This is a genomic window from Microcoleus sp. A003_D6, from assembly GCF_036702825.1.
In the GTDB taxonomy this organism is placed as follows: Bacteria; Cyanobacteriota; Cyanobacteriia; order Cyanobacteriales; family Microcoleaceae; genus Microcoleus.
Window position 1 is genome coordinate 16,397 of record NZ_JAUBWA010000018.1, and the last position, 25,841, is coordinate 42,237.

Annotated in this window: 15 protein-coding genes; 9 read left to right on the plus strand and 6 right to left on the minus strand. The window is 48.4% G+C overall.

What is annotated here, in order from left to right:
• Positions 1-111: 111 nt before the first annotated feature.
• Entirely contained in the window at positions 112-825 is a 714-nt protein-coding gene (gene nadD / locus QUB70_RS07590) for a nicotinate (nicotinamide) nucleotide adenylyltransferase (protein ID WP_332979387.1), read from the minus strand.
• Between the two features lie 837 nt (positions 826-1,662).
• Between nadD and murC the strand changes: the two genes are divergently transcribed.
• The 4 genes from murC (at position 1,663) to QUB70_RS07610 (ending at position 5,415) form a co-directional block, all read left to right on the plus strand.
• Positions 1,663-3,216: a UDP-N-acetylmuramate--L-alanine ligase gene (murC, locus tag QUB70_RS07595; protein ID WP_332979389.1), complete on the plus strand. Its 1,554-nt coding sequence runs from the start codon at positions 1,663-1,665 to the stop codon at positions 3,214-3,216.
• Between the two features lie 157 nt (positions 3,217-3,373).
• A complete protein-coding gene (gene murB / locus QUB70_RS07600) occupies positions 3,374-4,330 on the plus strand; it encodes a UDP-N-acetylmuramate dehydrogenase (protein WP_332979390.1) in 957 nt (318 codons plus the stop codon).
• A gap of 62 nt (positions 4,331-4,392) precedes the next feature.
• Positions 4,393-4,743: a YbaB/EbfC family nucleoid-associated protein gene (locus tag QUB70_RS07605; protein ID WP_006634273.1), complete on the plus strand. Its 351-nt coding sequence runs from the start codon at positions 4,393-4,395 to the stop codon at positions 4,741-4,743.
• Between the two features lie 183 nt (positions 4,744-4,926).
• Positions 4,927-5,415, plus strand: a complete 489-nt coding sequence (locus QUB70_RS07610) for a low molecular weight protein-tyrosine-phosphatase (RefSeq protein ID WP_442927731.1) — start codon at positions 4,927-4,929, stop codon at positions 5,413-5,415.
• A 10-nt stretch (positions 5,416-5,425) separates the two neighbouring features.
• Here the strand turns inward: QUB70_RS07610 and QUB70_RS07615 are convergent, their stop codons facing one another.
• Both QUB70_RS07615 and QUB70_RS07620 read right to left on the minus strand, forming a co-directional pair.
• Positions 5,426-6,142 carry a response regulator transcription factor gene (locus QUB70_RS07615; protein WP_332979392.1) on the minus strand — a complete coding sequence of 239 codons (717 nt, stop codon included), beginning with the start codon at positions 6,140-6,142 and terminating at the stop codon, positions 5,426-5,428.
• Positions 6,143-6,598: 456 nt separating this feature from the next.
• Positions 6,599-8,191, minus strand: coding sequence for a glucose-6-phosphate isomerase (locus QUB70_RS07620; RefSeq protein ID WP_332979395.1), 1,593 nt, complete (start codon positions 8,189-8,191; stop codon positions 6,599-6,601).
• Positions 8,192-8,413: 222 nt separating this feature from the next.
• Between QUB70_RS07620 and dusB the strand changes: the two genes are divergently transcribed.
• The 5 genes from dusB to QUB70_RS07645 all read left to right on the plus strand — a co-directional run bounded on the left by dusB (position 8,414) and on the right by QUB70_RS07645 (position 22,312).
• Positions 8,414-9,427 carry a tRNA dihydrouridine synthase DusB gene (gene dusB / locus QUB70_RS07625; RefSeq protein WP_332979396.1) on the plus strand — a complete coding sequence of 338 codons (1,014 nt, stop codon included), beginning with the start codon at positions 8,414-8,416 and terminating at the stop codon, positions 9,425-9,427.
• A 227-nt stretch (positions 9,428-9,654) separates the two neighbouring features.
• Positions 9,655-10,575: an ornithine carbamoyltransferase gene (gene argF / locus QUB70_RS07630; RefSeq protein WP_332979398.1), complete on the plus strand. Its 921-nt coding sequence runs from the start codon at positions 9,655-9,657 to the stop codon at positions 10,573-10,575.
• A 560-nt stretch (positions 10,576-11,135) separates the two neighbouring features.
• On the plus strand, positions 11,136-19,175 hold the full coding sequence (locus tag QUB70_RS07635; protein ID WP_332979400.1) for a PAS domain S-box protein: 8,040 nt from the start codon (positions 11,136-11,138) through the stop codon (positions 19,173-19,175).
• Positions 19,172-20,893 carry a two-component system response regulator gene (locus QUB70_RS07640; protein ID WP_332979402.1) on the plus strand — a complete coding sequence of 574 codons (1,722 nt, stop codon included), beginning with the start codon at positions 19,172-19,174 and terminating at the stop codon, positions 20,891-20,893. Before QUB70_RS07635 ends, QUB70_RS07640 begins: the two co-directional genes overlap by 4 nt.
• Before the next feature lie 285 nt (positions 20,894-21,178).
• Positions 21,179-22,312: a hybrid sensor histidine kinase/response regulator gene (locus QUB70_RS07645; RefSeq protein WP_332979403.1), complete on the plus strand. Its 1,134-nt coding sequence runs from the start codon at positions 21,179-21,181 to the stop codon at positions 22,310-22,312.
• A gap of 395 nt (positions 22,313-22,707) precedes the next feature.
• Here QUB70_RS07645 and QUB70_RS07650 read toward each other — a convergent pair whose 3' ends face one another.
• The 3 genes from QUB70_RS07650 to QUB70_RS07660 all read right to left on the minus strand — a co-directional run bounded on the left by QUB70_RS07650 (position 22,708) and on the right by QUB70_RS07660 (position 25,818).
• Positions 22,708-23,286: a Uma2 family endonuclease gene (locus QUB70_RS07650; protein ID WP_332979404.1), complete on the minus strand. Its 579-nt coding sequence runs from the start codon at positions 23,284-23,286 to the stop codon at positions 22,708-22,710.
• A 120-nt stretch (positions 23,287-23,406) separates the two neighbouring features.
• Positions 23,407-24,909 carry a family 10 glycosylhydrolase gene (locus QUB70_RS07655; protein WP_332979406.1) on the minus strand — a complete coding sequence of 501 codons (1,503 nt, stop codon included), beginning with the start codon at positions 24,907-24,909 and terminating at the stop codon, positions 23,407-23,409.
• A 606-nt stretch (positions 24,910-25,515) separates the two neighbouring features.
• Positions 25,516-25,818 (minus strand): CopG family ribbon-helix-helix protein, encoded by a 303-nt coding sequence (locus QUB70_RS07660; RefSeq protein ID WP_332979407.1) that lies wholly within the window; start codon positions 25,816-25,818, stop codon positions 25,516-25,518.
• Positions 25,819-25,841 lie beyond the last annotated feature (23 nt).

The following is a 25,841-nucleotide window of genomic DNA, read 5'->3' on the forward strand; positions in this document are numbered from 1 at the left end:
TCATATCGCAAAGGTCGATCCTTTCTAACTTTTTGTCTTTATCAAAAAAACCCGAACTTTTCTAGAAGGCAGAAGTCGCAAGGCAGAAGGCATTCCGCTTTCTGTCGCTGGTTACTGGTAAAGCTGATGGATCGCAATATAAGTTCGGACAACTTCGGGGACTAAGTAGCGGAGGTCGCGACTTTCGGCGCAGCAACGGCGGATGTGGCTCGACGAAATCTCGATCGCACGCATGGACAGCACCTCCCAGCGAATTTCCACGTCCATAAGAGCCATTTGTTCGGCAACTCGCAAGCCAACAGCATTTGTCTGAACCTGCATTCTGTCTCCCCCGGAATCGATGGGCTTTCCACCCGGACAATCTCCCCACTCGGACACTCCCCCAATCTCCCCGCTTTCTCCTCTCTCCCCATCTCGCTGACTCGGACGCGGGCCCACCAACCACTCGCACAACCCGCCAATTTCGCCGCACCGGTGCCATTTGGGGAGAGTCAGGAGTGCGTCGCTACCAATAATCCAGTACCAGCGATCGCCTGGATACAATTTTTGCAAATACAGCAGGGTGTCGATCGCAAAAGAACTGCCTCTGGGATTTGCCTCCGGCGGCGAAATTACGAAGTCCTTGCGATCGCCGATCGCCAGAGCGAGCATTTCCCGCCGCCGCTCAAAACTTGCCAAATCCGGGCGCCACTTGTGAGGAGGAGAGCGATCGGGTACCCAAATGACTCGATCGAGATTAAATTGACTCGCCGCCGTCTCGGCCACCAACAGATGGCCCCAGTGAACCGGGTCAAAAGTCCCCCCAAAAATCGCTATTTTCGCCATATTTCCCAAAAATCAGGATTATTAATAGAGACATCGCCCAAATTTTATGTTTTTACGCTTTTAGCCATCAGCTCGATCGCTTTTCGCCTATTTCAACTAACTGCATAACGGATTGTATATATAACTAAGTGAGAAGAGATACTATATTTGCGATCGTGTCATATCGTTTCAGGTTGCATCGGTATCGTTCAAATGTGCAAACAGTCAACAATCATGTCGCTCGTGCAACCGGAATTGATATCAATCTCTGACAAGCGAATTTCTTGATGGTACCCGCCACGTGATTTATCCGTGGAATCAATCCAAAATCTAAAATCTAAAATCCTCAAGCCCTGAATCGATCAGTGGGGTCGCCTCCAAAATCCAAAATCTAAAATCTAAAATCGAATGACCTTCGGGAAAAAATGACCGTACAAGTAGAGAAATGACTAGAAAACGAGCGAAGTTTGACCATACGTGGTAGTGTTTGTAAATCCTTATGGGTTTTACCCTCAATCTTGGTAAAAAAATTGTGGGGCTTTTGCTGCCGTATCCCAGCACAGCAGACGGATAGAAATAGAAAGAATGCAGGAGATATGCAACCGCCCAAAATTCGTCTGTTGGCCCAGACCCCAGACCCCATTCTCTCTGACCTGCAATTTTCGAGCTGTGACGGTTCCGGAAAAATACTCGGTACTAAGTCATATAGGATACAAGACAAACATCTCTACAAGTCCCGCAAATCTAGGGACGCGCAGAGAATTTTGTACAAAATCTCTAGCGAACTGTATCCTGAAAAAACAATTCTTGATATGATATCGCGTGTTATTGGCGTGGTGTGGTGTGTGAGGAGCGAAGATGCCGAGTTCTGTTGATTTCAGCGGTAGACCATTTCATTTCATCGGCATTGGTGGGATTGGGATGTCAGCCCTTGCCTATATTCTAGCTAAACGCAAGTTGCCTGTGTACGGCTCCGACATTAAATCGAGTCACATAACCGAGCGCTTGCAGGGAATGGGAGCTCACATTTTTTGGCATCAAGAAGCCAGGAATTTTGAAGTATTTCAAACGACCCTCAACGGTAGCAGTCCCGACTGCGGGCCGCAAGGGGCCGTATCCTCGGCTGTCGCTGGCACGGTAGGGACTTCCGTCGCGACTGCCGAAGCTCTCAAATTGAACGGTAACGCTTGTGCCGCCCAAGCAATGGGGGGATTGCCTCAAGTAGTATGTTCTACGGCAATTCACCCGGCAAATGCCGAATATCGAGCTGCTTTAGATTTGGGCTGTCCGATTTTTCATCGATCGGATGTGTTGGCAGCCTTAATTCAAGATTATCAAAGTATCGCCGTAGCCGGGACTCACGGCAAAACTACTACTAGCAGCTTAATCGGCTTCATGCTGATGGTGGCGGGTCTAGACCCGACAATTGTGGTAGGAGGCGAGGTAAATGCTTGGGAAGGCAATGCCCGTTTGGGAGAAGGCCCCTACTTAGTTGCCGAGGCTGATGAATCCGACGGTTCTCTCGTCAAGCTGGTAGCCAAAATTGGCGTAGTCACAAATGTGGAACTGGATCATCCAGACCATTACGATACCCTCGACCAGGTAATAGACACGTTTAAGGTGTTTGCTCAAAACTGTCAAACCTTGGTGGGCTGCATTGACGACCAAATCGTCAAAGACTGCCTTGAACCTAATGTTAGCTACAGCTTGCAGCCCGACAGCGGTGCTGACTACACGGCTTCGGATGTGGAGTACGGAGCAGAAAGCACCAAGGCTGGCATTTGGGAGCGAGGAGCTTTCCTGGGGGAAATGGAGTTGAAATTGCTAGGCAAACACAATCTCAGCAATGCACTAGCTGCGGTAGCGGTGGGCCGATTGTTGGGGTTAGAGTTTTCGGCGATTGCGAAAGCGATTGCTGGCTTTGAAGGAGCTCGCCGCCGTTTTGAGGTGCGGGGTTTTCACAATGACATCCTGTTTGTGGACGACTACGCCCACCATCCTAGCGAAATTCGCGTTACCTTGGCGGCTGCTCGCTTGCGTATCGAAGGTAGCGAAAAAAATCCCAAATCCCGAAGAGTGGTTGCCATTTTTCAACCCCACCGTTACAGCCGGACTCTGACATTTTTGCCAGAATTTGCTCAATCTTTTGGGGATGCTGACTTGGTTGTGGCTTGCGATATTTATAGTGCTGGGGAACGGAATTTAGGAGAGATTAGCGGGCAGCAGGTTGCTGATTTGATTGCTAAAGAAGGTCGAGAGGTTGAGTTTCGGGCTTCCCTGGAGTCGGTAAGTAAGTTTTTAACCGAAAATCTGCAACCGGGGGATTTGGCTCTGTTTTTGGGAGCTGGCAATCTGAATCAGATTATTCCAGAGGTTATGGCTTTTTATCAACAAGCCGATCGCCCTGATTAGCTCGCTCGCCCAGAAGAGTCGATCGACAGCCCCCGGCGGTGCAGGTTGTACCGACACTGCTGACTCGAGCGGCTCGCAGGGATGGGCGCCACAACCACCGGTAAATAGAAATTTCAACCACGTCTTCTCTTCGCAGGTATTTTTAAGGATTTTCAAGATGGTGACTATCTCGAATGACTCCTCTGTTAAGGACAATCGGCGAGTGTATTCTCCTATTTCTTTGCGGGGAACTGATTGCAAGATTAACTCCCAAGTTTCGCTGGCGGGCCTGACTTCCTTCCGAGTCGGTGGCCCTGCCGAGTGGTACATTGCTCCCCGCAGCATGGAGGCTTTGCAAGCGAGTTTTGCCTGGGCACACGATGAAGGGGTGCCGGTGACTCTGCTGGGTGCGGGTTCTAATTTGTTGGTGAGCGATCGGGGTTTGTCCGGTTTGGTCGTCGGCACTCGCTACCTGAAACAGGTGAATTTTAATCCAGAAACAGGTCAAGTTACAGCGGGGGCGGGGGAGTCAATTCCGCGCCTCGCTTGGTTAGCGGCTAAACGGGGCTGGAAAGGCCTCGAATGGGCAGTTGGCATACCGGGCACAGTGGGAGGGGCTGTGGTGATGAATGCAGGCGCTCACAGGGGCTGTACTGCTGATATTCTGGTAAATGCTCGCGTCCTATCCCCAGGTGGCAAGGTGGAAATTCTGACTCCCCAAAAGTTGGAGTACCGCTACCGGACTTCGGGGCTGCAAGGGGGCGATCGGCTGGTAACAGAAGCGACTTTCCAGTTGCAGCCGGGATTCGACCGATCGCAAGTAATGGCAGAAACTAATGCCCATTTCAGCCAGCGGCGGACAACTCAACCTTACCACTTACCGAGCTGCGGCTCAGTCTTCCGCAACCCCGGCCCGAAGACGGCCGGTTGGTTTATCGAACAAGCGGGACTCAAGGGATACCAGATCGGCGGGGCACAAGTAGCTCAGCGCCATGCTAATTTTATTCTTAACTGCGGGTCGGCAACGGCCAATGATATTTTTCAAGTGATCCGCCACGTTCAACAGCAAGTCGAGCAGCGGTGGTCGCTGTTGTTGGAGCCAGAAGTTAGAATACTGGGAGAGTTTCCCTTCTAGGGCATTATTAAAGTAATAAGGAAACGGCAGACTGCCAGCCCACACACAATCGCAAAGTAGCTATGACAAAATCAGGACAAGGATTTGGCTTCGGCCTGGGCAAAATGAAAGAACTGACTGAAGCTTTCAAAAAAGCTCAGCAGGTTCAAGAAGGAGCTAAAAAGCTCCAAGAAGAGTTGGATGTAATGGAAATTGAGGGAACTGCCGGCGGCGGCTTGGTCAAGGTTTTTCTCAGCGGCAACCAAGAACCCCGCCGGGTGGAAATCTCGCCGGATGCCCTCGGTGAAGGTGCTGATGTGGTTTCTGAACTCGTCACGGTGGCGATGCAGGATGCTTACGCTAAGTCTACGATGACGATGCGGGAGAAAATGGAAGAACTCACCGGCGGACTGAATCTCCCCGGTTTCGGTTAATCATCAGTCATCAGTCAGTTGGCAGTTGACAGTAGTCAGCAGTCAGTAGTCATTAGAATGTTAGCTGTTGACTGTTGACTAAAATCTTGTAACTGCCAACTGTTGACTGTTGATTAAAATCTGCCAACTGCCAACTAGCCACTGCCAACTGCCAACTAGCCACCGCCAACTGCCAACTGACTGATGACTAAATTATTGTTTGTCTGCCTCGGAAACATCTGCCGATCGCCCTCAGCAGAAAATATTATGAATCACTTAATAGAAAAAGGCGGTTTGGGCGATCGCATCACCTGCGATTCTGCCGGAACTGCTGGCTATCACATTGGCAGCCCTCCTGACAGGCGGATGGCATTGGCGGCGAGGAAGCGAGAAATTGAATTGTTAGGAGAAGCGCGCCAATTTCAAAGGAAAGATTTTGAGAATTTTGATTTAATTCTGGCGATGGATCGGGAGAATTATCGGAATATTCTTGCTCTCGATAATTCGGGAAAATATAAAGATAAAGTGCGGTTAATGTGCGATTTTTGCCGGAAATACGACCTTAAAGAAGTGCCCGATCCCTACTACGGTGGCCCGGAGGGATTCGATCGAGTAATTGATTTGCTGTTAGATGCCTGCGAGGGATTGTTGGAGTATGTTCTAAATCAGGAACAATTAACAATTACCAATTAACAATTACCAATTACCAATTACCGACTAAATGGTGTTCCATCGCAAAGCGAACCAGTTCTGCTCGGTTGTTGCTTTCAGTTTTTCTGAACAAGCTGCTGACGTGCTTTTCGACAGTTCGAGGACTGAGGTGGAGCCTGGAGCCTATTTGAATATTAGAAAGACCTTCTGTCAGCAAATCTAGCACTTCTTGCTCTCGCTGCGTCAAACTCGGAGCATTAAGGCTTAGAGAGGGGCGATCGCCCGTTTCTGATTTTTGGTTTAAAAAATCTAATTCTCCCTTGCTCTTGACTCTGTTGCGCCCCTCTGTCGGCATCGGTTCAGGTTCGGGGGAGCGAGAGGGCGCCTGGGCGATCAGAGCGTAGCGATCGAGCAAAGAGCGAATTACTACCCCCAATTCCTGGAGTTCAAAAGGCTTAGCAAGATAATTGTCGCAGCCCATCTGATAGCCGCGAATCCGTTCCTCGGTGCTTGTCCGTTCCGTCAAAAAAATCACCGGCAGCAAGCGGAAAGCCGGACGAGTCCGGACTCGCCGCACGAATTCGTAGCCATCCATCTCGGGCATTGTAATGTCGGTAACAATCAAGTGGGGCCCAAATTCCTCTACCAAGCCCAAAGCTTCTTTGCCGTTCTCAGCAGCGATTACAGAGTAGCCGGAAATTTCCAGATAATCGGTAATCGACAAGCGAGTCGCAAAATCGTCGTCAGCAACCAGAATTGTCAAGGGCATGGGGGGAATTAATTATTAATTCTACTGGTGAATTACCCCACCGCATGGCGGATGGGGCTTCCTGTCTCATTGGCAGATGCCACGTTAGGAACTTACATTAGTTGCAAGTCCGACACTCAAGTCGGTGATGGTCTTACTCTCCCTCTCTACTGTTTCCAGCTTTATCTTCTAATGAGGAACCCAGGCAGCCGCCCTGCTTCCCAAGGCAGTTTGATTGTTTTCCGTACATCGCAGTTTGGTGTCTTTCTTACCGCCTATGGGCGTGCCAGTGACCGCAATCTTTCCCCCTTTCTCACGCTAGTTACCCGTGGTAAGCATATTACTGCTAGTGTGACCTTTGTTGACAGCCGTGTGGGTGGGTCGCAACCATTTATATACTAACTCGGAGGAGCTTTCGTTGTCGTCCGGCTATCCATCCCTACCCTGTAATAGGGATGGGGAATTGGGCCGAATTAGTTAACCTTCTTGATAACTTGTAGTTAAAGTGGCGGGCTGCGCGAAATTGCCCTCCAAAGCTACGCCGCGCCCGTTGGCTGCCAAATGCCGCAGAGTTTTGTAAATTGTCTCGATTTGCTCTGGCCTTCCTGCTTTTTTGGCTATTTCTGCTACAGACAAAGGTTTTTGGGCGTCTTTGAGCACTTGCAGTACCTGTTTTTGCAAATCCAACACAGCAGCGGCCGCTTTTTTGCCTGCTTCCACGCCCGGTTGGTGATAGGCATTGACATTCACTAAGGAACCGTAAAAACCTACTGCTCTTTCGTAGAGGGCGATTAATGCTCCTACCGTCCGAGGGTTTACTTGCGGTATTGTCAGAGTAATTGAATCTCGGTGATTTTCGTACAAAGCTTGTCGTGTTCCCTGCAACAAACCAGACAAATAATCTCCTGAAGTAACGCCAATTTCTACTTCTGGGGAAATGCCTTGCCTGTCTTCTAAAACTTCGATAAATGTTAGGAAGAAATTCGGCACGCCGTCTCGCAGTTGCTGGACGTAGGCGTGTTGGTCGGTGGTGCCTTTGTTGCCGTAAACTGCTATTCCTTGATGAACTGTGTTGCCGTCTAAATCTTGCTCTTTGCCGATCGATTCCATGACTAATTGCTGCAAGTAGCGGCTGAACAATAGCAGTGAATCTTTGTACGGCAAAACTACCATATCTTTTTCGCCGCGTCCGTTGCAGGCAAAGTACCAGGACATTGCTAACAGGGCGGCGGGATTGTTTTTTATTTCAGGGTTTCTGGTAGCTTCGTCCATGACTTTAGCACCGTCGAGGATTGCCCGGATGTCGATGCCTTGCAAAGCTGCTGGTAAAAGTCCGACTGCTGAGAGTTCCGAAGTGCGTCCTCCCACCCAATCGGCCATCGGGAAGGTGGTAATCCAGCCTTCAGACTTGGCTAATTTGTCTAGTTGGCTGTCTGTGCCGGTAATGGCAATGGCTTGTTTGGCAAAGTCGAGTTTTTGGGCGGCGAAGGCTTTTTGAACTTCGATCGTGCCGTTGCGGGGTTCGGGGGTGCCGCCGGATTTTGAGATAGTAATTACTAGGGTGCTGGCCAGTTTGTCTTTGATTTTGTTGAGGATGCGATCGATCCCAGCCGGGTCAGTGTTGTCGATAAAATGAATTGCTAGGGGCGGAATGTCTGGGGATAAAGCTTCGGAGACAAATTGGGGGCCGAGGGCGGAACCGCCGATGCCGATCGAGATTATATCGGTAAATTGCGGAGCAAATGGCGGTTTGATGTCGCGGCTTTGAACTTTCTTGACAAATGTTTCGATTTGTTGTAGTGTCTCGACTATTTCTTGTTTTAATTCTGGAGTGGGAGCCAAATCGGGGTTTCGCAGCCAGTAGTGGCCCACCATGCGGTTTTCGTCGGGATTGGCGATCGCACCTGCTTCCAAAGCTGCCATGTCTTTGAAAGCTTTCTCAAATTTGGGTTTCATTGTGACGTAGAGCGCGTCGTCGAACCCCATGCGGCTGATATCGAGGTAAAGTCCCAATCCAGAATGATAGTAAAGCCAGTCTTGGTAGCGTTGCCAGAGTGCTGCGGCGTCCATAGGAATTCTCTACAATTTTTTTAATGTTCGATCGGCGTCATCGGGAATCCACCAATTGTAGTGGAAAACTCACATTTTGCACCATTCTCGCTTAGCAGGCTTTCCGGCCTGTTCCACAAAGAATGAATTTTTTGTGCGGCTTGTATTCAGTTTTTACTTTTTCAAGCATAAATACTTAATGTTGTATAATATACAGATATTAGAATTTAAGTGCGATCGACTATGCTTACTCTCTCTCCCCAATTAAAAGAAAAATTAGCAACTCCGCTGAAAATCGGCGATTTTGAAGTGAACAGCCGCGTGCTGCAATCGCCCTTATCCGGCGTTACAGATTTGGTATTTCGCCGCCTGGTGCGCCGCTACGCGCCGGATTCGATGATGTACACCGAAATGGTAAATGCTACGGGTTTGCACTACGTGAAGCAACTGCCGAGAATTATGGAAGTTGACCCGAATGAACGCCCGATTAGCATTCAATTATTTGACTGCCGCCCGGATTTTTTGGCAGAAGCGGCACAGAAGGCAGTGGCAGAAGGAGCGGATACTGTTGATATTAATATGGGCTGTCCGGTTAACAAAATTACTAAAAATGGTGGCGGTTCTTCCTTGCTGCGAGCTCCCGAAACTGCCGAGGCAATTGTGCGGAGTGTTGTGCAAGCTGTAGATGTTCCTGTCACTGTCAAAACTCGCATCGGTTGGACGGATGGTGAAATTAATATTTTGGATTTTGCTAAGCGGATGCAGGATGCGGGTGCGAAAATGATTACCGTACACGGCCGCACTCGATCGCAAGGTTACACCGGCCCGGCAAAATGGGAGTGGATTCGCCGAGTGAAAGAAGTTTTATCGATTCCAGTTATTGCTAACGGGGATATTTTTTCAGTGGAAGCAGCGATGCGATGTCTGGAAGAAACCGGCGCTGATGGAGTGATGTGTTCGCGGGGAACTTTGGGCTATCCATTCTTGGTGGGAGAAGTTGATTATTTCTTGAAAACTGGTCAAGAAAAGATAGCTCCGACACCAATTGAACGCCTCGAATGTGCTAAAGAACATTTGCGGGCTTTGTGGGAATATAAAGGTGAAAGCGGTGTTTGCCAAGCGCGCAAGCACTTAACCTGGTATGCTAAGGGTTTCCCCGGCGCTGGGGAATTGCGGGGCGTGTTGGCTGTGGTAGAAACGGTTGAACAAGGTTGCAATTCGATCGATCGGGCGATCGAGCAATTGCCCGCAACTTGAACAAAAACAGTCCCGGAGGTAACTGGCCCAATTAGTAGGGTGCGTCAGTTGAGAAAATCCGAATTTTTCGTACTAACCTCAAGACTGACGCACCATACAGCGTCGTTAAAATGTGATAATTGCGTCCAGGACTGCAAAAAGTCGATCGCCAGCGGGAACGAAAACAAAACCCGCCTCTGCGGGCTAAGATTTAAGACACCATTAAAAATTTGTGTGTGGGGAAAAGCATGGATTCCTTAAAAGGACGAGATTTATTAAGTCTGGCAGATTTAAGTATTGATGAATTGAATTATTTGCTCGATTTAGCAGCAAGTTTAAAGTCGGGAATGGTAAAGCTGAAACGCAATAAAGTTCTCGGCTTGTTATTTTCCAAAGCTTCGACACGAACGCGGGTGAGTTTTACAGTTGCAATGTATAAATTGGGAGGGCAAGTGATTGACCTTAATCCCAACGTTACACAAGTCAGCCGCGGTGAACCTTTGGTAGATACAGCCAGGGTTTTAGACAGATATTTAGACATTTTGGCGATTCGGACTTTCGAGCAAAAGGATTTAGCAACTTTTGCTAACTATGCCAAAATTCCTGTGATTAATGCGCTGACAGATGACGAGCACCCATGTCAAGTGCTGGCGGATTTAATGACAGTAAAAGAGTGTTTTGGCAAGTTGGAAGGGGTGACTTTGACTTATTTGGGCGATGGCAATAATATGGCTAATTCGCTGATGTTGGGCTGTGCAATGACGGGAATGAATGTAAGAATTGCTTGCCCTCAAGATTTCCAGCCGAATGCTGAGATAGTGGAAAAAGCTAAAAATATTGCTAATGGAAAAACAGAAGTTACTGTGACGGCGGACGCAGAAGCTGCTGTGAAGAATGCTCAAGTGATTTATACTGATGTTTGGGCGAGTATGGGACAGGAAGAGGAAGCAAAAATCAGGATTCCTTTGTTTGAACCCTATCAGGTAAATGAACAATTGCTGAAGTTAGCAGATCAGAATGCAATTGTATTGCACTGTTTGCCCGCACACCGAGATGAAGAGATTACTGATGCAGTAATTGAAGGCAGTCAATCGCGTGTTTGGGATCAGGCAGAAAATCGGATGCACGCTCAGCAAGCTTTGCTGGCAAGCATCCTGGAAAGCGATTAGGAATAGAGAAAAGAAGAGAAGAATCGGCGGTTGAAAGAGAAAGCCATCTCTCTATCTCTTCTCTTTCTCTGCGCTCTCTGCGCTCTCTGCGGTTAATAAAAAAACCTAAGTAAGTCGGTGCAAAAAAAAACAACTATGTTAAAATAAGTAAATATAAAAAATATATCTACTAAGGTAACTCAATATATAGGCGCTCGATTAAGGTTGATACATCTTGTTCTTGCCCACATATTGTTCAGAAATGAACCCAATTGAATTGGAGTGGCAACACATTAAAAAAGATGAAGTAGCGGGAAAAATGTTTGAGAACGAGCTAGAACACTGAACTAAGCCGTCATTCCGGCAGTGGAAACTAGAGGAGAAAGAGGAAACTACAGCACACAGCGGATAAAATTTAACTCGAATCACGCCTCCTAATATTCCGTTACATACTTATAAACTTTCCTGCCTACTTACTTAACACCAGTTCATGGGAAAAACGGCTACGATTATACATAAACCTACGCAAATTGACCAGATGTGCAGAGATTTAGTGATACAGATCCTAACCCTATAAACCCATGTTCATTCGTACTACGGCTCTCACCCCACTAGAACTCAGGTCTGCGATCGTCCGGGAGCCCTTGGTGGTTTCACCCGATACACCGGTGATGGATGCGATCGCCCAAATGAGCGGCGTGCGAGCTATCTGTGATGCCACCAAAACTGTGGATGGGCAACGGGATGAACTCCATCTAGATATACGGTCAAGCTGCGTATTGATAATGGAAGACAGGCAGTTGCTCGGTATTTTGACAGAGCGAGACGTAGTACGCCTGAGTGCTCAGCAGCGTTCGTTAGAGAATTTGGCGATTCGGGAGGTGATGCTCCATCCAGTCGTCACCCTGCACGAGTCTGCCTTTACCGATTTATTTTTGGCGATTAGTTTGCTCCAGCAGTATCACATTGGCCATTTGCCCATCCTAGATGAGCACGATCGGCTCGTGGGGCTCGTGACTCATGAAAGTCTGCGGGAAACCTCTCGCCCTGTAGATATCTTGCGGTTGCGGCTGGTATCTGAAGTGATGACGAGTGAGGTCATTTGTGCTACACCAGATAGTTCCATGCTGGCGATCGCCCAACTTATGGCAGAGCATCGCGTCAGTTCCGTGATGATTGTACACCCAGGCGGAATCTCTACTGAACCGCTACAAATTCCAGTGGGGATTGTCACCGAGCGGGATATTGTGCAATTTCAGACATTGGGCTTGAAGCTGGAAACCTGTCTAGCTCAGGCGGTAATGAGTACACCGATTTTTGCCGTGAAACCCGACGATTCGCTCTGGACTGTGCAGCAGATGATGGAGCAGCGATCGATCCGGCGGTTGGCGGTGACAGGCGAGCAAGGAGAACTATTAGGCATCGTCACCCAGATTAGTTTGCTACAAGCCCTCAACCCCCTGGAACTCTACAAGCTGGCCCAGAAGTTGGAAGAGAAAGTGGTGCGCCTAGAGGCGGAGAAAATTCAAATGCTGGAAAGTCTCATAGAGCAGCAAGTTGAAGCCCGGACGATCGCCCTCAAAGCTAAGGCCGGGCGAGAGAAATTAGTCGCAGATGTGGCCACCCAAATTCGCTCGTCCCTAAGCCTGCAAACGATTTTGGATACGACTGTACAGCAGGTGCGGCAAGTGCTCGGCTGCGATCGCGTCAATATTTGGCAGTTTGAAGCCGATTGGCAAACCATTGCTGTAGCAGAGTCCACCGACTCGCCCCTGTCTCTGGTGGGCGAACGGATTAAGGATACCTGCTTTAAGCAAGATCAGGCTGAGATTTATCGCCAGGGGCGGATTCGCGTCGTACCGGATATCTACACAACCAAAATGTCAGACTGTCACAGGAATCTGCTGATCCGCCTCCAGACACGAGCCAAAATTGTCGTGCCCCTGCTCTGTGGCGATGAGTTGTGGGGCTTGCTCAATGCCAGCGAAAGCCAACACGCCCGCGAGTGGCAACCTGAAGAAGTAGAACTGCTGCAAGCCTTATCAGTGCATCTAGCGATCGCCCTTCAACAAGCCACCACCCACCAAAAATTGCAGGAGGAACTGGTAAAGCGACAGCGGATCGAAGCCACACTGCTTGAGAGCGAACAACTCTATGCTACCCTTGCTGCTGCTGCTCCAGTGGGGATTTTTCGCACCGACGCTGCGGGGCTATGCACGTATATCAACGATCGCGGCTGTGAGATCACCGGAATCACACCAGAAGCCATGATTGGAAAGGGATGGCAACAAGCGCTACACCCCGACGATCGCGATTGGGTCAGGGCCGAATGGGAGCAATTTATTCAATACCAACAGCCTTTTCAGCTCGAATTTCGCTTTCTACGTCCCGACGGTGTGGTGAGGTGGGTCTATGTGCAGTCCGTCGCCGAACGCGATGCAGAGGGGCAAGTAGTGGGGTATTTGGGCACAGTTACAGATATTACCGATCGCAAACAAGCTGAAGCCTGCCTGCTTGAGAGCGAAGAACGCTACGCTACCCTGGTGGAAGCCGCTCCTGTGGGGATTTTTCGCACCGATGCTGCGGGCAACTGCATCTATGTTAACGATCGCTGGTGTCATATCAGCGGACTCACGCCCAAAACCGCTGCCAGAGAAGGATGGCGACAAGGGCTACACCCCGACGATCTCGTCGCGAGCGCCACCGAATGGCAGCAATCTATCGAAGAAAATCGTCCCTTCCAACTCGAATACCGCTTTCAACGTCCCGACGGTGGGGTAACTTGGGTCTATGGGCAGTCTGTTGCCGAACTCGATGCAGAGGGGCAAGTAGTCGGCTATGTAGGGACGATTACAGATATTAGCGATCGCAAGCAAACAGAACTCGCCCTGTCTCAACTGGCAGCTATTGTCGAGTCGTCTGCCGAGGCCATCATCAGTAAAACTTTAGATGGCGCGATCGTTAGCTGGAACGCAGGGGCAGAAAAACTATTTGGTTATCAGGCTCAGGAAGTCATCGGTCAATCGATACTCCTACTGAGGCCCACTGAACTCAGGAATGAGGAATCATCCATTCTGGAAAAAATTCAGCAAGGAGAAGCCGTTACTCATTATGAAACTGTGCGACAAAACAAAGATGGAAAGTTAATGGATATTTCGTTTACGGTTTCTCCTATTAAAGATGGGACTGGAAAGATCGTTGGCGCATCAAAAATTGCTCGGGATATTAGCGCTCGCAAGCGATCGGAACAGGCATTACAAAAAAGCGAAGCCCAAAACCGAGCCATATTAGCAGCAATTCCCGACTTCATGTTTCGCATCGGTGCCGATGGTATTTATCGGGGGGGCGTGACAGCCAGTCGTGAGATCGACTTTCTCCCCGCAGATTTCGATACTGCTGGTTTGGCGATGGTGGATGTTGTGCCAGCAGAGATTGCGACTCGACATCTACATTACCTAGAGCAAGCCTTACGCACAGGAGAACTGCAAATTTATGAACAACAGGTGCAGATTGGCGATCGCCTGCAAGATGAAGAGGTCAGAGTTGTCAAAAGCAGCGAAGATGAAGCCCTGTTTATGATTCGAGACATTAGCGATCGCAAGCAGGCCAAAGAAGCCCTAATCCGTTCTCAGGAACAATTAAGCTTAGTTTTAAAAGGCTCCAATGACGGTTGGTGGGATTGGAATCTAAGTGAAAACAACATTTACTACTCTCCCCGTTGGTGGGGGATTTTAGGGTATGAGCCTGGAGAACTTGAGGGTGCGCCCGATCTATGGCAGCAACGGATACACCCTGATGATTTAGATCGGGTCAATCAGTTTCTGCAACAACAAATCACAAATGGTATTGAGTCTTACGAGGTCGAGTTTCGTTTGCTGCACAAACAAGAACATTATGTTCCAGTCATTTCGCGTGGTTTTATTTTGCGGAACGATCGCGGCACTCCCGTTAGGATTTCCGGTACCAATACGGATTTGACTGAACTTAAAAAGGCCGAGCGACAACTGTACCAACTCAATCAACAGCTAGAAGCAAAAGTCGCAGAACGCACCCAAGAGCTTTGGCAAGTCAACAGCCTGCAACGCGCTATCCTCGATGGTGCTGATTACTCCATCATCTCCATCGACCCAACTGGTATCATCCAAACCTTTAATGCCGGAGCCGAATGGATGCTGGGTTACAGTGCCGCAGAAATGGTCGGCATTGCCACACCTGCACTCATTCACGATCTCCAAGAGGTAATTGACCGAGCAGTCTCCCTATCTGTCGAATTGGGGCAAGAAGTCCCTCCCAGCTTTGAGGTTTTTGTTGCCAAAGCACGCCAAGGCCTTGTCAGCGAAGAAGAGTGGAGCTATATCCGCAAAGATGGCTCTCGATTTCCTATTTCGCTATCCATCACTGCCCTCAAAGGTACTAATCAGGAAATTATCGGCTTTTTAGGCATCGCCAAAGATATTACCGATCGCAAACGAACCGCAGCAGAACTACAGAAACTATCAGATCGTCTCGCCTTGTCCCTCAAATCTGGGGCGATCGGTTGTTGGGAATGGGACATTGCACAGAACACCATCCTTGGGGATGAGCGGATATACGAAATGTTTGGTCTCACGAAACCATCTAATTCCCGTATAGCCTATGATACTTGGGTAAACGAGCTACTACATCCCGACGATCGCATCTCCACTGAAACATTGCTTCACCAAGCTGTCTTGGGAAAGGCAGAATACGATACCGAGTATCGGAGCCTGCATCCTGATGGCAGCATCCACTTTATTAAAGCCTATGGAAGGGTGGTGAAAAATGCCCCAGACCATCGCCTTACCATGATAGGGATCAACTTTGATATTACCGATCGCAAACAAGCCGAAGCAGAACTACAAAAACTATCGGATCGCCTCGCGTTGTCCCTCAAATCTGGGGCGATCGGTTGTTGGGAATGGGACATTGCACAAAACACCCTCCTTGGGGATGAGCGGATGTACGAACTATTTGGTGTCACGAAACCATCTGATTCCTTTGTGGCCTACGACATTTGGGTAAATACGCTACATCCCAATGACCGCAACCCTACCGAAACATTGCTCCAGCAAGCCGTTTTAGGACAGGCAGAATACGATACCGAGTATCGGGTGTTGCATCCCGATGGTAGCATCCGCTTTCTTAAAGCCAATGGAGTGGTGGTGCGAGATGCCCAGGGCAATCCCCAGAGCATGATTGGGATCAATTTTGATATTACCGATCGCAAACAAGCCGAAGCCGAACTACAGAAACTATCCAAGCGCCTCGCCTTGTCCCTCAAATCTGGGGCGATCGGCTGTTGGCAATGGGACCTTGTACACAACATCATCATCTGGGATGAGCGGATGTACGAACTTTATGGTGTCACAAAACAATCTGATTCCCGTGTGGTCTACGACATTTGGGCAAGCGGGCTACATCCCGATGACCGCATCTCCACCGAAACATTGCTCCAGCAAGCCATCTTAGGACAGGCAGAATACGATACCGAGTTTCGGGTGCTGCATCCCGATGGCAGCATCCGCTTTATTAAAGCCTCTGGAGTGGTGGTGCCAGATGCCCAAGGCAATCCCCAGAGCATGATCGGGATCAACTTTGATATTAGCGATCGCAAACAAGCTGAACTCGAACGGCAGCAGTTAATTCAAGAACTATCCGCTTTCAAACTCGCCCTCGATCATTCCGCGATTGTCGCCATCACCAATGCTCAAGGGGTTATTACCTACGCTAACGATCGCTTTTGCGACATCTCTGGCTACTCCCGCGATGAACTGCTCGGTCAAACCCATCGCATTGTCAACTCTGGCTACCATCCCCCCGCTTTTTTCCAAGACCTATGGCGCATCATTACCAGCGGTCAGATTTGGCGCGGTGAAATTTGCAATCGGACGAAGAACGGTAGCCTGTACTGGCTTGCCAGCACCATCGTCCCCTTTCTGGACGAACAAAGGCGGCCTTTCCAGTATCTAGCAATTCGCTTCGACATTACCGCCCGCAAATTGGCTCAAGCAACTCTCCAGCAGGAAAATACTTTCCGTCAACAAATTGTAGAAAACATGGCAGAAGGGCTGTGCGTTTTCCATGAAGTTGAGCAGTTTCCCTTTCTCCGCTTCACAGTCTGGAATCAGCAAATGCAAGCGATTACGGGCTACAGCTTAGAAGAAATCAACCACTTGGGTTGGCATCAAAGTCTTTACCCGGATTCAGAAGCTCAAGAACAGGCGATCGCCAACCTCAGACAGATACAAGAAGGCGAAAGCTTTATTGCCCAGGAAAGGGAAATCCAGCGTAAAGATGGGCAGAAACGCACTATCGCCATTGCTGCCTCAATCCTATCGAGCAACGACGGACTGATTTATATACTGGCCTTGATCCAAGACATTACCGATCGCAAACAGATTGAGGCTCAATTAGCAGAGAGTGAAGGTAAATTCCGGCGGCTAATAGAAGGAGGTAAAGATGTGATTTGGTCATCTGATAAAGATGGCATTATCACTTATCTCTCACCGCAATTCAAGAATGTTTTTGGCTGGGAAGATAGTGAATGGATTGGTAAGCCGTTTATAGACCTGGTGCATCCAGACGATATCCTATTCGTGCATAGTGATTATGAGCAGAATGTCAATTTTTCTCAAAACTCAAGTCATTCTGAGTTCCGACATCACCACAACAATGGTAATTATGTTTGGGTGAGAACCAGCATCACAGCTATTAAAAATGCTGAAGGAGTAGTGATTTATATCCAGGGAGTTTTATCGGATATCACCGATCGCAAACAAGCCGAACTGAAATTGGAACAACAGGCAAAACAGGAACGCTTGCTGGGATCGATTACTCACAGGATGCGGTCATCTCTGAACCTGAACGAGATTCTCAATGTCACTGTTGAGGAAATCCATCAGGTTTTGCAATCAGATCGAGTGCTAGTCTATCGCGTGTTTCCGGGAGGGACGGGGGCTGCCATTGCGGAATCTGTTTTGCCACAATGGCCGCGTATTCTGGATATCGTCTTTCCTGAAGAAGTTTTCCCACAAGAGAACTACGATCGCTATATCCAAGGAAGAGTTTATGCCCTCAGCGATCGCGAAGATGAAAACCAGTCAGTCTTACCCTGCTTGATTGAATTCCTCGAATCCATAAATGTCAGAGCTAAACTTGTAGTTCCAATTATTCTGAATCAAACTCTGTGGGGATTACTGATCGCCCATCACTGCGATCGTCCGCGCCAGTGGGAAGATTGGGAAATTAATTTATTTAAACAAACGGCTAACCAATTAGCGATCGCCATTCAGCAGTCTAATCTTTTTGAGCAATTACAGACAGAATTAGCCGAACGTCAACGGGCAGAAGCCCAACTGACCGAAACGAACGCCCAACTAGGCATTTCCAATGAAGAATTAATCCGCGCTACAAGGCTCAAAGACGAATTCCTCGCCAATATGAGCCACGAACTCCGCACTCCCCTCAATGCAATTCTGGGCATGAGCGAGGGGCTACAAGAGCAAGTCTTTGGCATCGTCAACGAACGACAAATTAAAGCTTTACAAACCATCGAGCGCAGTGGCTTTCACTTACTACAATTAATCAACGACATTTTGGATGTCGCCAAAATTGAATCGGGTCAAATGGATCTGGATTGCACCCCAGTTTCTGTCAATCATATCTGTCAATCCAGTCTGGTATTTGTCACACAACAAGCCCTGCAAAAACGCATCCAGCTAGAGATTAAACTGCAACTCAATCTGCCCGACTTATTGATAGATGAACGGCGCATCCGCCAAGTATTAATTAACCTGCTCAACAACGCCGTCAAATTCACCCCAGAAGGAGGACGCATCACCCTAGAAGTCAGCCGTCAACAGCGCCAGGCAGACCCAGATTCTGCCGGTTCCCGACCCCATTTTTTGGTCAAAGAGATTCTGCGAATTGCTGTCATCGATACGGGCATCGGTATTGCCCCAGAACATATCAACAAACTGTTTCAGCCCTTTATCCAAATCGATAGCGCCCTGAACCGCCAATATCAGGGGACAGGCTTGGGGCTTGCCCTGGTGAAACGCATTGTCGAACTCCACGGCGGGCAGGTGTTGCTCACTAGCGAGGTGGGTGTAGGAAGTTGCTTTGCGATCGACCTTCCCTGCACTGCTGGTGCGCCATCCTCTCGTGACCTGGAATCCCAGACCGAGCCCCGCATCGAACCCAGCGAGCCCGAACAGGGAGGCTCTCCCTTAATTTTGCTGGCCGAAGACAACGAAGCCAATATCAGTACGGTTTCGAGCTACCTGAGAGCTAAAGGCTATCGCATTCTTTTGGCTAAGAATGGAGAGGAGGCGATCGCCCTGGCCCAGTCGGAAAACCCCAATCTAATTCTGATGGACATTCAAATGCCTGGTATGGATGGTCTAGAAGCTATGCAGCAGATTCGCCTCGATCCTAGCTTAGTCGATGTGCCGATCGTTGCCCTAACTGCCTTAGCCATGACGGGCGATCGCGAGCGTTGCCTTGCCGCCGGAGCTAATGATTACCTTAGTAAACCCGTTAAGCTGAAGCAGTTAGCAGGCACCATTCAACAGCTTTTAGCTTCCCAGGAAGATAACTCATGAATGTACCATCTGTTTTGGTCATTGACGACGAACCCCATAACTTTGATGTGCTTGAAACCCTCTTGAACAATCGAGACTATCAATTGCATTACGCTGCCAGCGGGCAAGAAGCGATCGATTCCTTAAACCTCTTTGAGCCAGATGTGATTTTGCTGGATGTGATGATGCCAGGGATGGATGGCATTGAAGTTTGTCAACGCATTAAAGCTATGCCCAAATGGGAAGCTGTGCCGATCGTTATGGTAACCGCCCTGACAACCAAAACTGAGCTCGCAAGATGTTTGACGGCTGGGGCGGATGACTTTATCAGCAAGCCCGTGAATCGGTTGGAGTTAACAGCAAGGGTGCGATCGATGTTACGCATCCACCGACAATATCAGGAATTAGTAACCTTCAATGCCCGATTAGAAGCAACGGTGCAACAGCGAACCGCCCAGTTGCAAACCATGATTTTTCAGGATGCGCTCACAACGCTACCCAGTCGGACTTTCTTACTTCAGAAGTTGGCTGAGGTTTTACAAGCTGGGGAATCCTCCTTTGCGGTGGTTTATCTAGACTGCGATCGGTTCAAACTGGTGAATGGTTCCTTTGGCTACGCTATTGGCAATCAATTGCTGATCGCCATCGCAGAACGGTTGCAGCATCATCTGCGCCCCGGCGACGTGTTAGCGCGTATGGGTGAGGATGAGTTTTGCTTTTTGCTGCACCAAATTGATGATGCGATCGCCCTTGAACCATTTATCCAAGCTATTCTACGGGGCTTTGACACATCGTTTGTGGTTGCCGATTGTGAACTCTTTATGACTGCTTGTATCGGCATTGCTCTAGGCAGTAGTGTTTATCAAAAACCGGAAGAACCCTTGCAAGATGCTGATACGGCAATGTACAAAGCTAAACTTCGAGGTAAAGGCTGCTATCAAATCTTCGATCGCCAGATGTCTTTGGCAATGCTGAACCGCCTGACGCTGGAAAATGATTTGCAGCGAGCCCTGAAATATCAAGAGTTTGTCACCTACTACCAGCCGATTGTGAATCTTCAAACCCAAAACGTCGTTGGATTTGAAGCACTGGTACGCTGGCAACATCCGGATCGAGACATGGTTTTACCAGGAGAATTTATCCCCTGCATGGAGGAAACAGGGCTGATTGTACCAGTCGGGATGCTGGTGTTGAAGCAGGCGTGTCAGCAACTGCGTGCATGGCAGCAACGGGGCTGGACGCAGTTAACCATGAGCGTAAACCTTTCTGTGCGGCAATTTACTTGTCCCACCCTCTTGGCTGATATCGATCGGGTTTTGGCAGAAACCGCTGTCAATCCCGCTCTCCTGAAACTGGAAATTACCGAAAGCGCGATCGTGGACAATGCTCAGAAGGCGATCGCGCTGACTGAACAATTGCGATCGCGGCAAATTCAGATCAGCATTGATGACTTTGGCACGGGGTATTCTTCCCTGGGTTATTTGCACTGTTTTCCAGTGGATAACCTCAAAATCGATCGCTCTTTTGTCAATCAGATCCAAGCAGGAAATCGCAACTATCAAGTCGTCAACACTATTATTACTCTGAGTAATCAACTCGAACTTGCCGTCATTGCCGAAGGCATAGAAACGACTCAGCAACTTCAGTGCCTCCAACAACTCGGCTGTGAATTTGGACAGGGTTATTTATTTTCTAAACCCTTGGCGGGGGCTGAAATTGAAAGGATTTATCTCAAATAAATTGGGTTTAGCCTTTTGCAAAATGGTCGTTGAGGCACATGGAGAAATTTCTGTCATCTCGTTTCCGGTTGCATCGGAATCATAAAATAGAGTCAACAGTTAACACTCAACCATTCAGTTTTTCGACCCCGATTCAACAGTCAACTATTCCGGAGGAGTGCAACCGGAATTGATATTAGAAGCAACCAACCGCAAGGAAGCATTTTTGAAATCACTTTGGCAGCACAGCTAAAAAGTATCACCTAAACCCATAAAATTTTCTACATTATTGCACGGGTTACAACCATGTCTCAATTCTCTATCTTAATTGTTGATGATGAGCCTGATAACTTTGATGTACTTGAAACGTTGTTATCAGAGCAGGAGTATGAATTGTATTACGCTGCTAATGGTCAAGATGCGATCGCATCTCTAGATTTATTTAAGCCCGATATAATTTTACTCGATGTGATGATGCCAGGAATAGACGGGATCGAAGTTTGTCGGCAAATCAAAGCGATGTCAAAATGGAAAGCTGTTCCAATCATTATGGTAACGGCATTAAGCTCAAAATCGGATCTTGCCAAGTGTCTAACCGCCGGCGCAGACGACTTTATTAGTAAACCTCTGAATGGAATTGAACTGCGTGCCCGCGTACATTCAATGCTCAGAATCAAGCAACAGTATGATAATATCCAGAACTTATACCACATCCAAGAAAATACCGTCAATGTTTTGGAAAGCACCCTCAATGAACTGCGTGGCAACTTAGCTTCTAGTCTGTCCCACGAACTGAATACGCCCCTCAATGGCATCTTAGGCACGATCGGGTTGCTCAAGGACGATCTCGAAGACATGGATATCGCCGAAATCCGTGAGATGTTAGGCTGGGCCGATTCATCGGCCCGTCGCCTAGAAAAATTAACGAAAAAATTCCTGATTTATTTAGAATTAGAACTATCCGCAAGTCGCCAGCACAAGATCGAATCTGCCCAGACTCAATTTTCAGCTTCCGCCATTGAAGCCGCGTTGAAATCCCAGGCTGAGAGCGTCAACCGTAACAACGATCTCGTGTTGGCACTTGAGGAAGCGGAGATCGCTCTATCAGACCGATATCTATCAACGATTGTCTATCAATTAGTTGATAATGCGCTGAAATTCTCCTCACCAGGGACAACCATTAAAGTTAGTAGTAAAGTTGTAGGAAAGATGCTGAATTTATCTGTACATGACTCAGGGCGGGGCATGACAGAAGAGCAAATTGCTAAAATCGGTGCTTTCATGCAGTTTGAGCGCAAGACTTATGAGCAACAGGGCATCGGTATCGGCTTAAAAATTGTCAAGAAAATTGTCGAACAGGCAGGAGGAGAGTTCTCAATTACCAGTATCTATCAAAAGGAAACAACGGTACATATCACTCTGCCGATTGTCGGCAATTAGCATGAGTTTTTATATTAAGCTCGGCGGCATCGTTATCGTATAGTGAATGGTGTCGATTGAAGGATGGCGATTAAACAGCTACTATGCCAAGGGCTTCCACATTATTTGGACTGAGAGTCAACCTCTAATGAAGAAATGCTCTTAATTCGCTTGTTTAAAGCTAACAGGCATTATAATTTAATCTCAGTTGAATTAAGGACTTGTATCTACCACCCTAAAAAAATATGTAGGTTTAATCATGACTCTAACTATCAGGCAATTACTAGCTGCTTAAAACACCATTAATGCGCTAATAAATCAGTTTTAAACCCAAATTTTACTGAAGAAATATTGAATTACTTATCTGCGCACACTCTCCTAGCCAATGAATAGAATTGATACACCCGTTTTCAATTTTATACCAGAGGGGGCAACATTGCCTGAATTGCGATATTGAAAGCGGGAAATTGCAGCGGTGAAATGCTCGCAGTTTCCCCAAGAATTAATTCGCTTTGATACCCATTTTCAGTAGGTTCTCGAAAAACGTGGAGTTGTCGATCGCCCACATTTAGTACCCAATAATCGGCAATTCCCGATCGCGCGTAAATTTTGGCTTTAATTTCGCGATCGTAAGCCAAGCTGCTGTCTGCCACTTCGATAATTAGATATATTTCTGAGGGAGTGGGATGGTGAGTCGCATAGTCAAAGGGATCGATTCTGACTACGGCGATATCGGGTTCTGGTTCGGAACTGTCATCGAGGGCGATCGGATCTTGAGTATAGACAGCAGCCTGGTTTTCGAGAAGATGGCGCAGCAGCGTCGCAGTGCGTCTAGTGGCAGAAGTATGGGCAGTTCCTTTTGCACTCATTTTTATAATATTTCCTTCAATTAATTCGACTCGTTCCTCTGGGTGAAAAAATCCCATCTCTCCCAGCTTCTGATATTCTTTAACTGTCCATTTGCGGAGCGTGAAAGGGGCTTCTGTTATTAGCATAGCTTCACCAAAAAAATCACAATTTGATGCAGGATAATTTGATTGTAGCTTGGGATTATAGTTCGCGCAAGGTGCGCAGTGCGCACCCTACAGACTTCGGAAAGGTGCGCTGTGCGTACCCTACAAGCTGGTGAAATTCACTTTTGTGACTTCACCGGCTACAACATTAACTGTTTCTTGAATTTGATTCCCGTCAACTTTTAACTGATAAGAACCCGGAGAAAGCTCGATCGCCCCAAACCATCCTTTACCATCGGCGCGCAGTTGACGCACCTTGCCCGAAGCATCGATCGACTGCAATGTCAAGCTCGCACCGTCGCAAGTTTGAGCGCACCGCTGCAAATTTCCGGCGATCGCACCTGTAGTCGGCCGCGACTTCCAAGGCATATCGGGAACGGCTGCCACTGTCGCCCACACGGGCTGAGTTTGAACGGTTTTGCCCGTAGCGCCGTCAACGTATTGACTCGGCACAGAAAGCGCGGTGTAAAACAAATCGTTGCTTTGCGGGACGTACTTCCAAGGCTGGCGGGGCAAATCGCGGCTGCTGGCGCCCGATCGCAGTTCCACATTCGTGTACACGTTGCTGCTAGCGTAGGAATACAGCACCGTACCGGCTACGTGATTTCCTTTTGCAGAGGGATCTTCGGCGCGGCGAATCTGGCCTAGAGTGTCTTCGATGTAGTTGAGGTAATTGCCGGGGCCGATCGCAATTTGGCGGTTGTACTGGTGGTCTTTGGCGTACTCGATCCAGTTGTCATAAGCGAGTTTTTGCGATCGTTTGTACTCGCGCTGGTAAGTCATCGGCATCGCCATGTCTACGATCCCTTCTTCCAGCCAAGCGCGCCAATCCTGCAAAACTTCTTTGTACGGCTGCGTTTGATACCAAGCTGCATCGTTTTTCGGGCCGTCTCCCCAGGCGATCGTGGCGGCGGTAATTTTAACACGCGGTTTAATCGCAAGGCTTTCTACATAAAGCTTCCGCACTAAATTTGTCACCTGATCGCGCCGCCACTGCATCCACGCGGGATCGGTGGGTGCGGGTTTGCCCGATCGACCTGTTTGCTGGTTGAAACGGGCGATCGCAGTCGGATTGTAGCCCCAAGTCGGCCCGCCGTAGCGCACGTAATCCAACTGTACGCCGTCCACATCGTAGCGCTTCAGCAAGTCCAAATAGACGGAAACAGTATAATCTACAGCGTCTGGATGGCCGGGATCGAGATAGCCTTGGGCTTCCCCACCGTAAGTCAGCATTGCCCAATTGTCGTTTCCCGGGGCATTGGGCCCGTGTTGTTGCCACACGTGACCGGCGGGAAGTTTGCTGCCGGAAACCACCGGCAGCGTCACCATCCAAGCGTGTACTTCAATTCCTGCGGCGTGGGCTTTGTCGATCAAATCTTGCAGGGGATCGAAACCGGGGGGAACGTTGGGATCGAGGGTGCGGGGTTCGATCGCGCTGGTGTAAAAAGCATCACCTCGGCGGCGGACTTGGGCGACGATGGCGTTGGCATTTGCCCGCTGCGCGTCTGCGATCAATTTTGTGACTTCTTGAGGGGTTTTGAAGCCGGGGTTGAAGGCGTCCACCCAGAAGGCGCGAAATTCGCTGGTTTGGGTTTGCGGGGGCATAGTTGCGTTAGCCCGTGAAGGGAACAAGTTTGAGAACCAGCCAGGAGTCAGGAGAAAACTAATTGTTAAGCCGATCGAGAACAAGCTTGACAAAAAGAATGTTTTGGGTTTTCGCATCAGAATTGTGTGAGGGAGCGTTTAACTGTTGTTTACGGACTTTTGGTTTGAGAGTCCGGTTGACATTTTCGCACAATGGTACATTAAGTGGGCAGATCGGTAAAATCGGTAGGGCAAAACACGTGCTATACAGTCCAAGGCGATCGCACCTGGCTTGCAGTTGGTAAAGCTAATTAGGACTTACGCATGGAGTCCAGAAACCGGGTTTTTTTTACGAGAATACTTCGTTCGCAGCCGAAGATTAGGTAAAAAACCCGGTTTCTTTGTCGAAGTGCATAAGTCCTGCTAATTAGACCTCTTGCAAAAATAACTAGGACGGGCTCTGGGGCCCATCCCACAAAATTTTTTTTCTTGTGGAATGGGCCGGAGAGCCCGTTCCAGAATTTGATTAAAAGGATTTTTGCAAGAGGTCTATTAAACATCAAATGCTATTTTTTCGATCCTTTCTTGAAATGCCAAGGATACAGATAATTTCTACGCTTTCTTCTTTTACTCGATATATTTTGTCAATTTGGCAAAAACTTCTTGAACTTCATCATCGCTGGCAAAGTCTCCTGCTTCGGCCTCGACAACGCCTTTGTTAATCTCATTTAACAGCCATTGATACATTTCCAGGTAAGAAGCGATCGCCTCATTCAAAACATAGGTTAAATCGCGACCCATAACAGTAGCGATCGCCTTCAGTGCTTCTTTCTTATCGCTGTCTAGTAAAAATAGACCTCTTGCAAAAATAACTAGGACGGGCTCTCCGGCCCATCCCACAAAAAACATTTTTCCTTGTGGAACGGGCATCTTGCCCGTTCCAAAATTTGATT

What these genes read in the sequence shown, in the direction of transcription:
- argF (WP_332979398.1), top strand. Translation starts at nt 9,655, where the DNA reads ATGGATTCCTTAAAAGGACGAGATTTATTAAGTCTGGCAGATTTAAGT.
- QUB70_RS07650 (WP_332979404.1), bottom strand. Translation starts at nt 23,286, where the DNA reads ATGCTAATAACAGAAGCCCCTTTCACGCTCCGCAAATGGACAGTTAAA.
- QUB70_RS07635 (WP_332979400.1), top strand. Translation starts at nt 11,136, where the DNA reads ATGTTCATTCGTACTACGGCTCTCACCCCACTAGAACTCAGGTCTGCG.
- QUB70_RS07645 (WP_332979403.1), top strand. Translation starts at nt 21,179, where the DNA reads ATGTCTCAATTCTCTATCTTAATTGTTGATGATGAGCCTGATAACTTT.
- QUB70_RS07660 (WP_332979407.1), bottom strand. Translation starts at nt 25,818, where the DNA reads ATGCCCGTTCCACAAGGAAAAATGTTTTTTGTGGGATGGGCCGGAGAG.
- murB (WP_332979390.1), top strand. Translation starts at nt 3,374, where the DNA reads ATGGTGACTATCTCGAATGACTCCTCTGTTAAGGACAATCGGCGAGTG.
- QUB70_RS07640 (WP_332979402.1), top strand. Translation starts at nt 19,172, where the DNA reads ATGAATGTACCATCTGTTTTGGTCATTGACGACGAACCCCATAACTTT.
- nadD (WP_332979387.1), bottom strand. Translation starts at nt 825, where the DNA reads ATGGCGAAAATAGCGATTTTTGGGGGGACTTTTGACCCGGTTCACTGG.
- QUB70_RS07615 (WP_332979392.1), bottom strand. Translation starts at nt 6,142, where the DNA reads ATGCCCTTGACAATTCTGGTTGCTGACGACGATTTTGCGACTCGCTTG.
- QUB70_RS07620 (WP_332979395.1), bottom strand. Translation starts at nt 8,191, where the DNA reads ATGGACGCCGCAGCACTCTGGCAACGCTACCAAGACTGGCTTTACTAT.
- QUB70_RS07655 (WP_332979406.1), bottom strand. Translation starts at nt 24,909, where the DNA reads ATGCCCCCGCAAACCCAAACCAGCGAATTTCGCGCCTTCTGGGTGGAC.
- murC (WP_332979389.1), top strand. Translation starts at nt 1,663, where the DNA reads ATGCCGAGTTCTGTTGATTTCAGCGGTAGACCATTTCATTTCATCGGC.
- QUB70_RS07605 (WP_006634273.1), top strand. Translation starts at nt 4,393, where the DNA reads ATGACAAAATCAGGACAAGGATTTGGCTTCGGCCTGGGCAAAATGAAA.
- dusB (WP_332979396.1), top strand. Translation starts at nt 8,414, where the DNA reads ATGCTTACTCTCTCTCCCCAATTAAAAGAAAAATTAGCAACTCCGCTG.
- QUB70_RS07610 (WP_442927731.1), top strand. Translation starts at nt 4,927, where the DNA reads ATGACTAAATTATTGTTTGTCTGCCTCGGAAACATCTGCCGATCGCCC.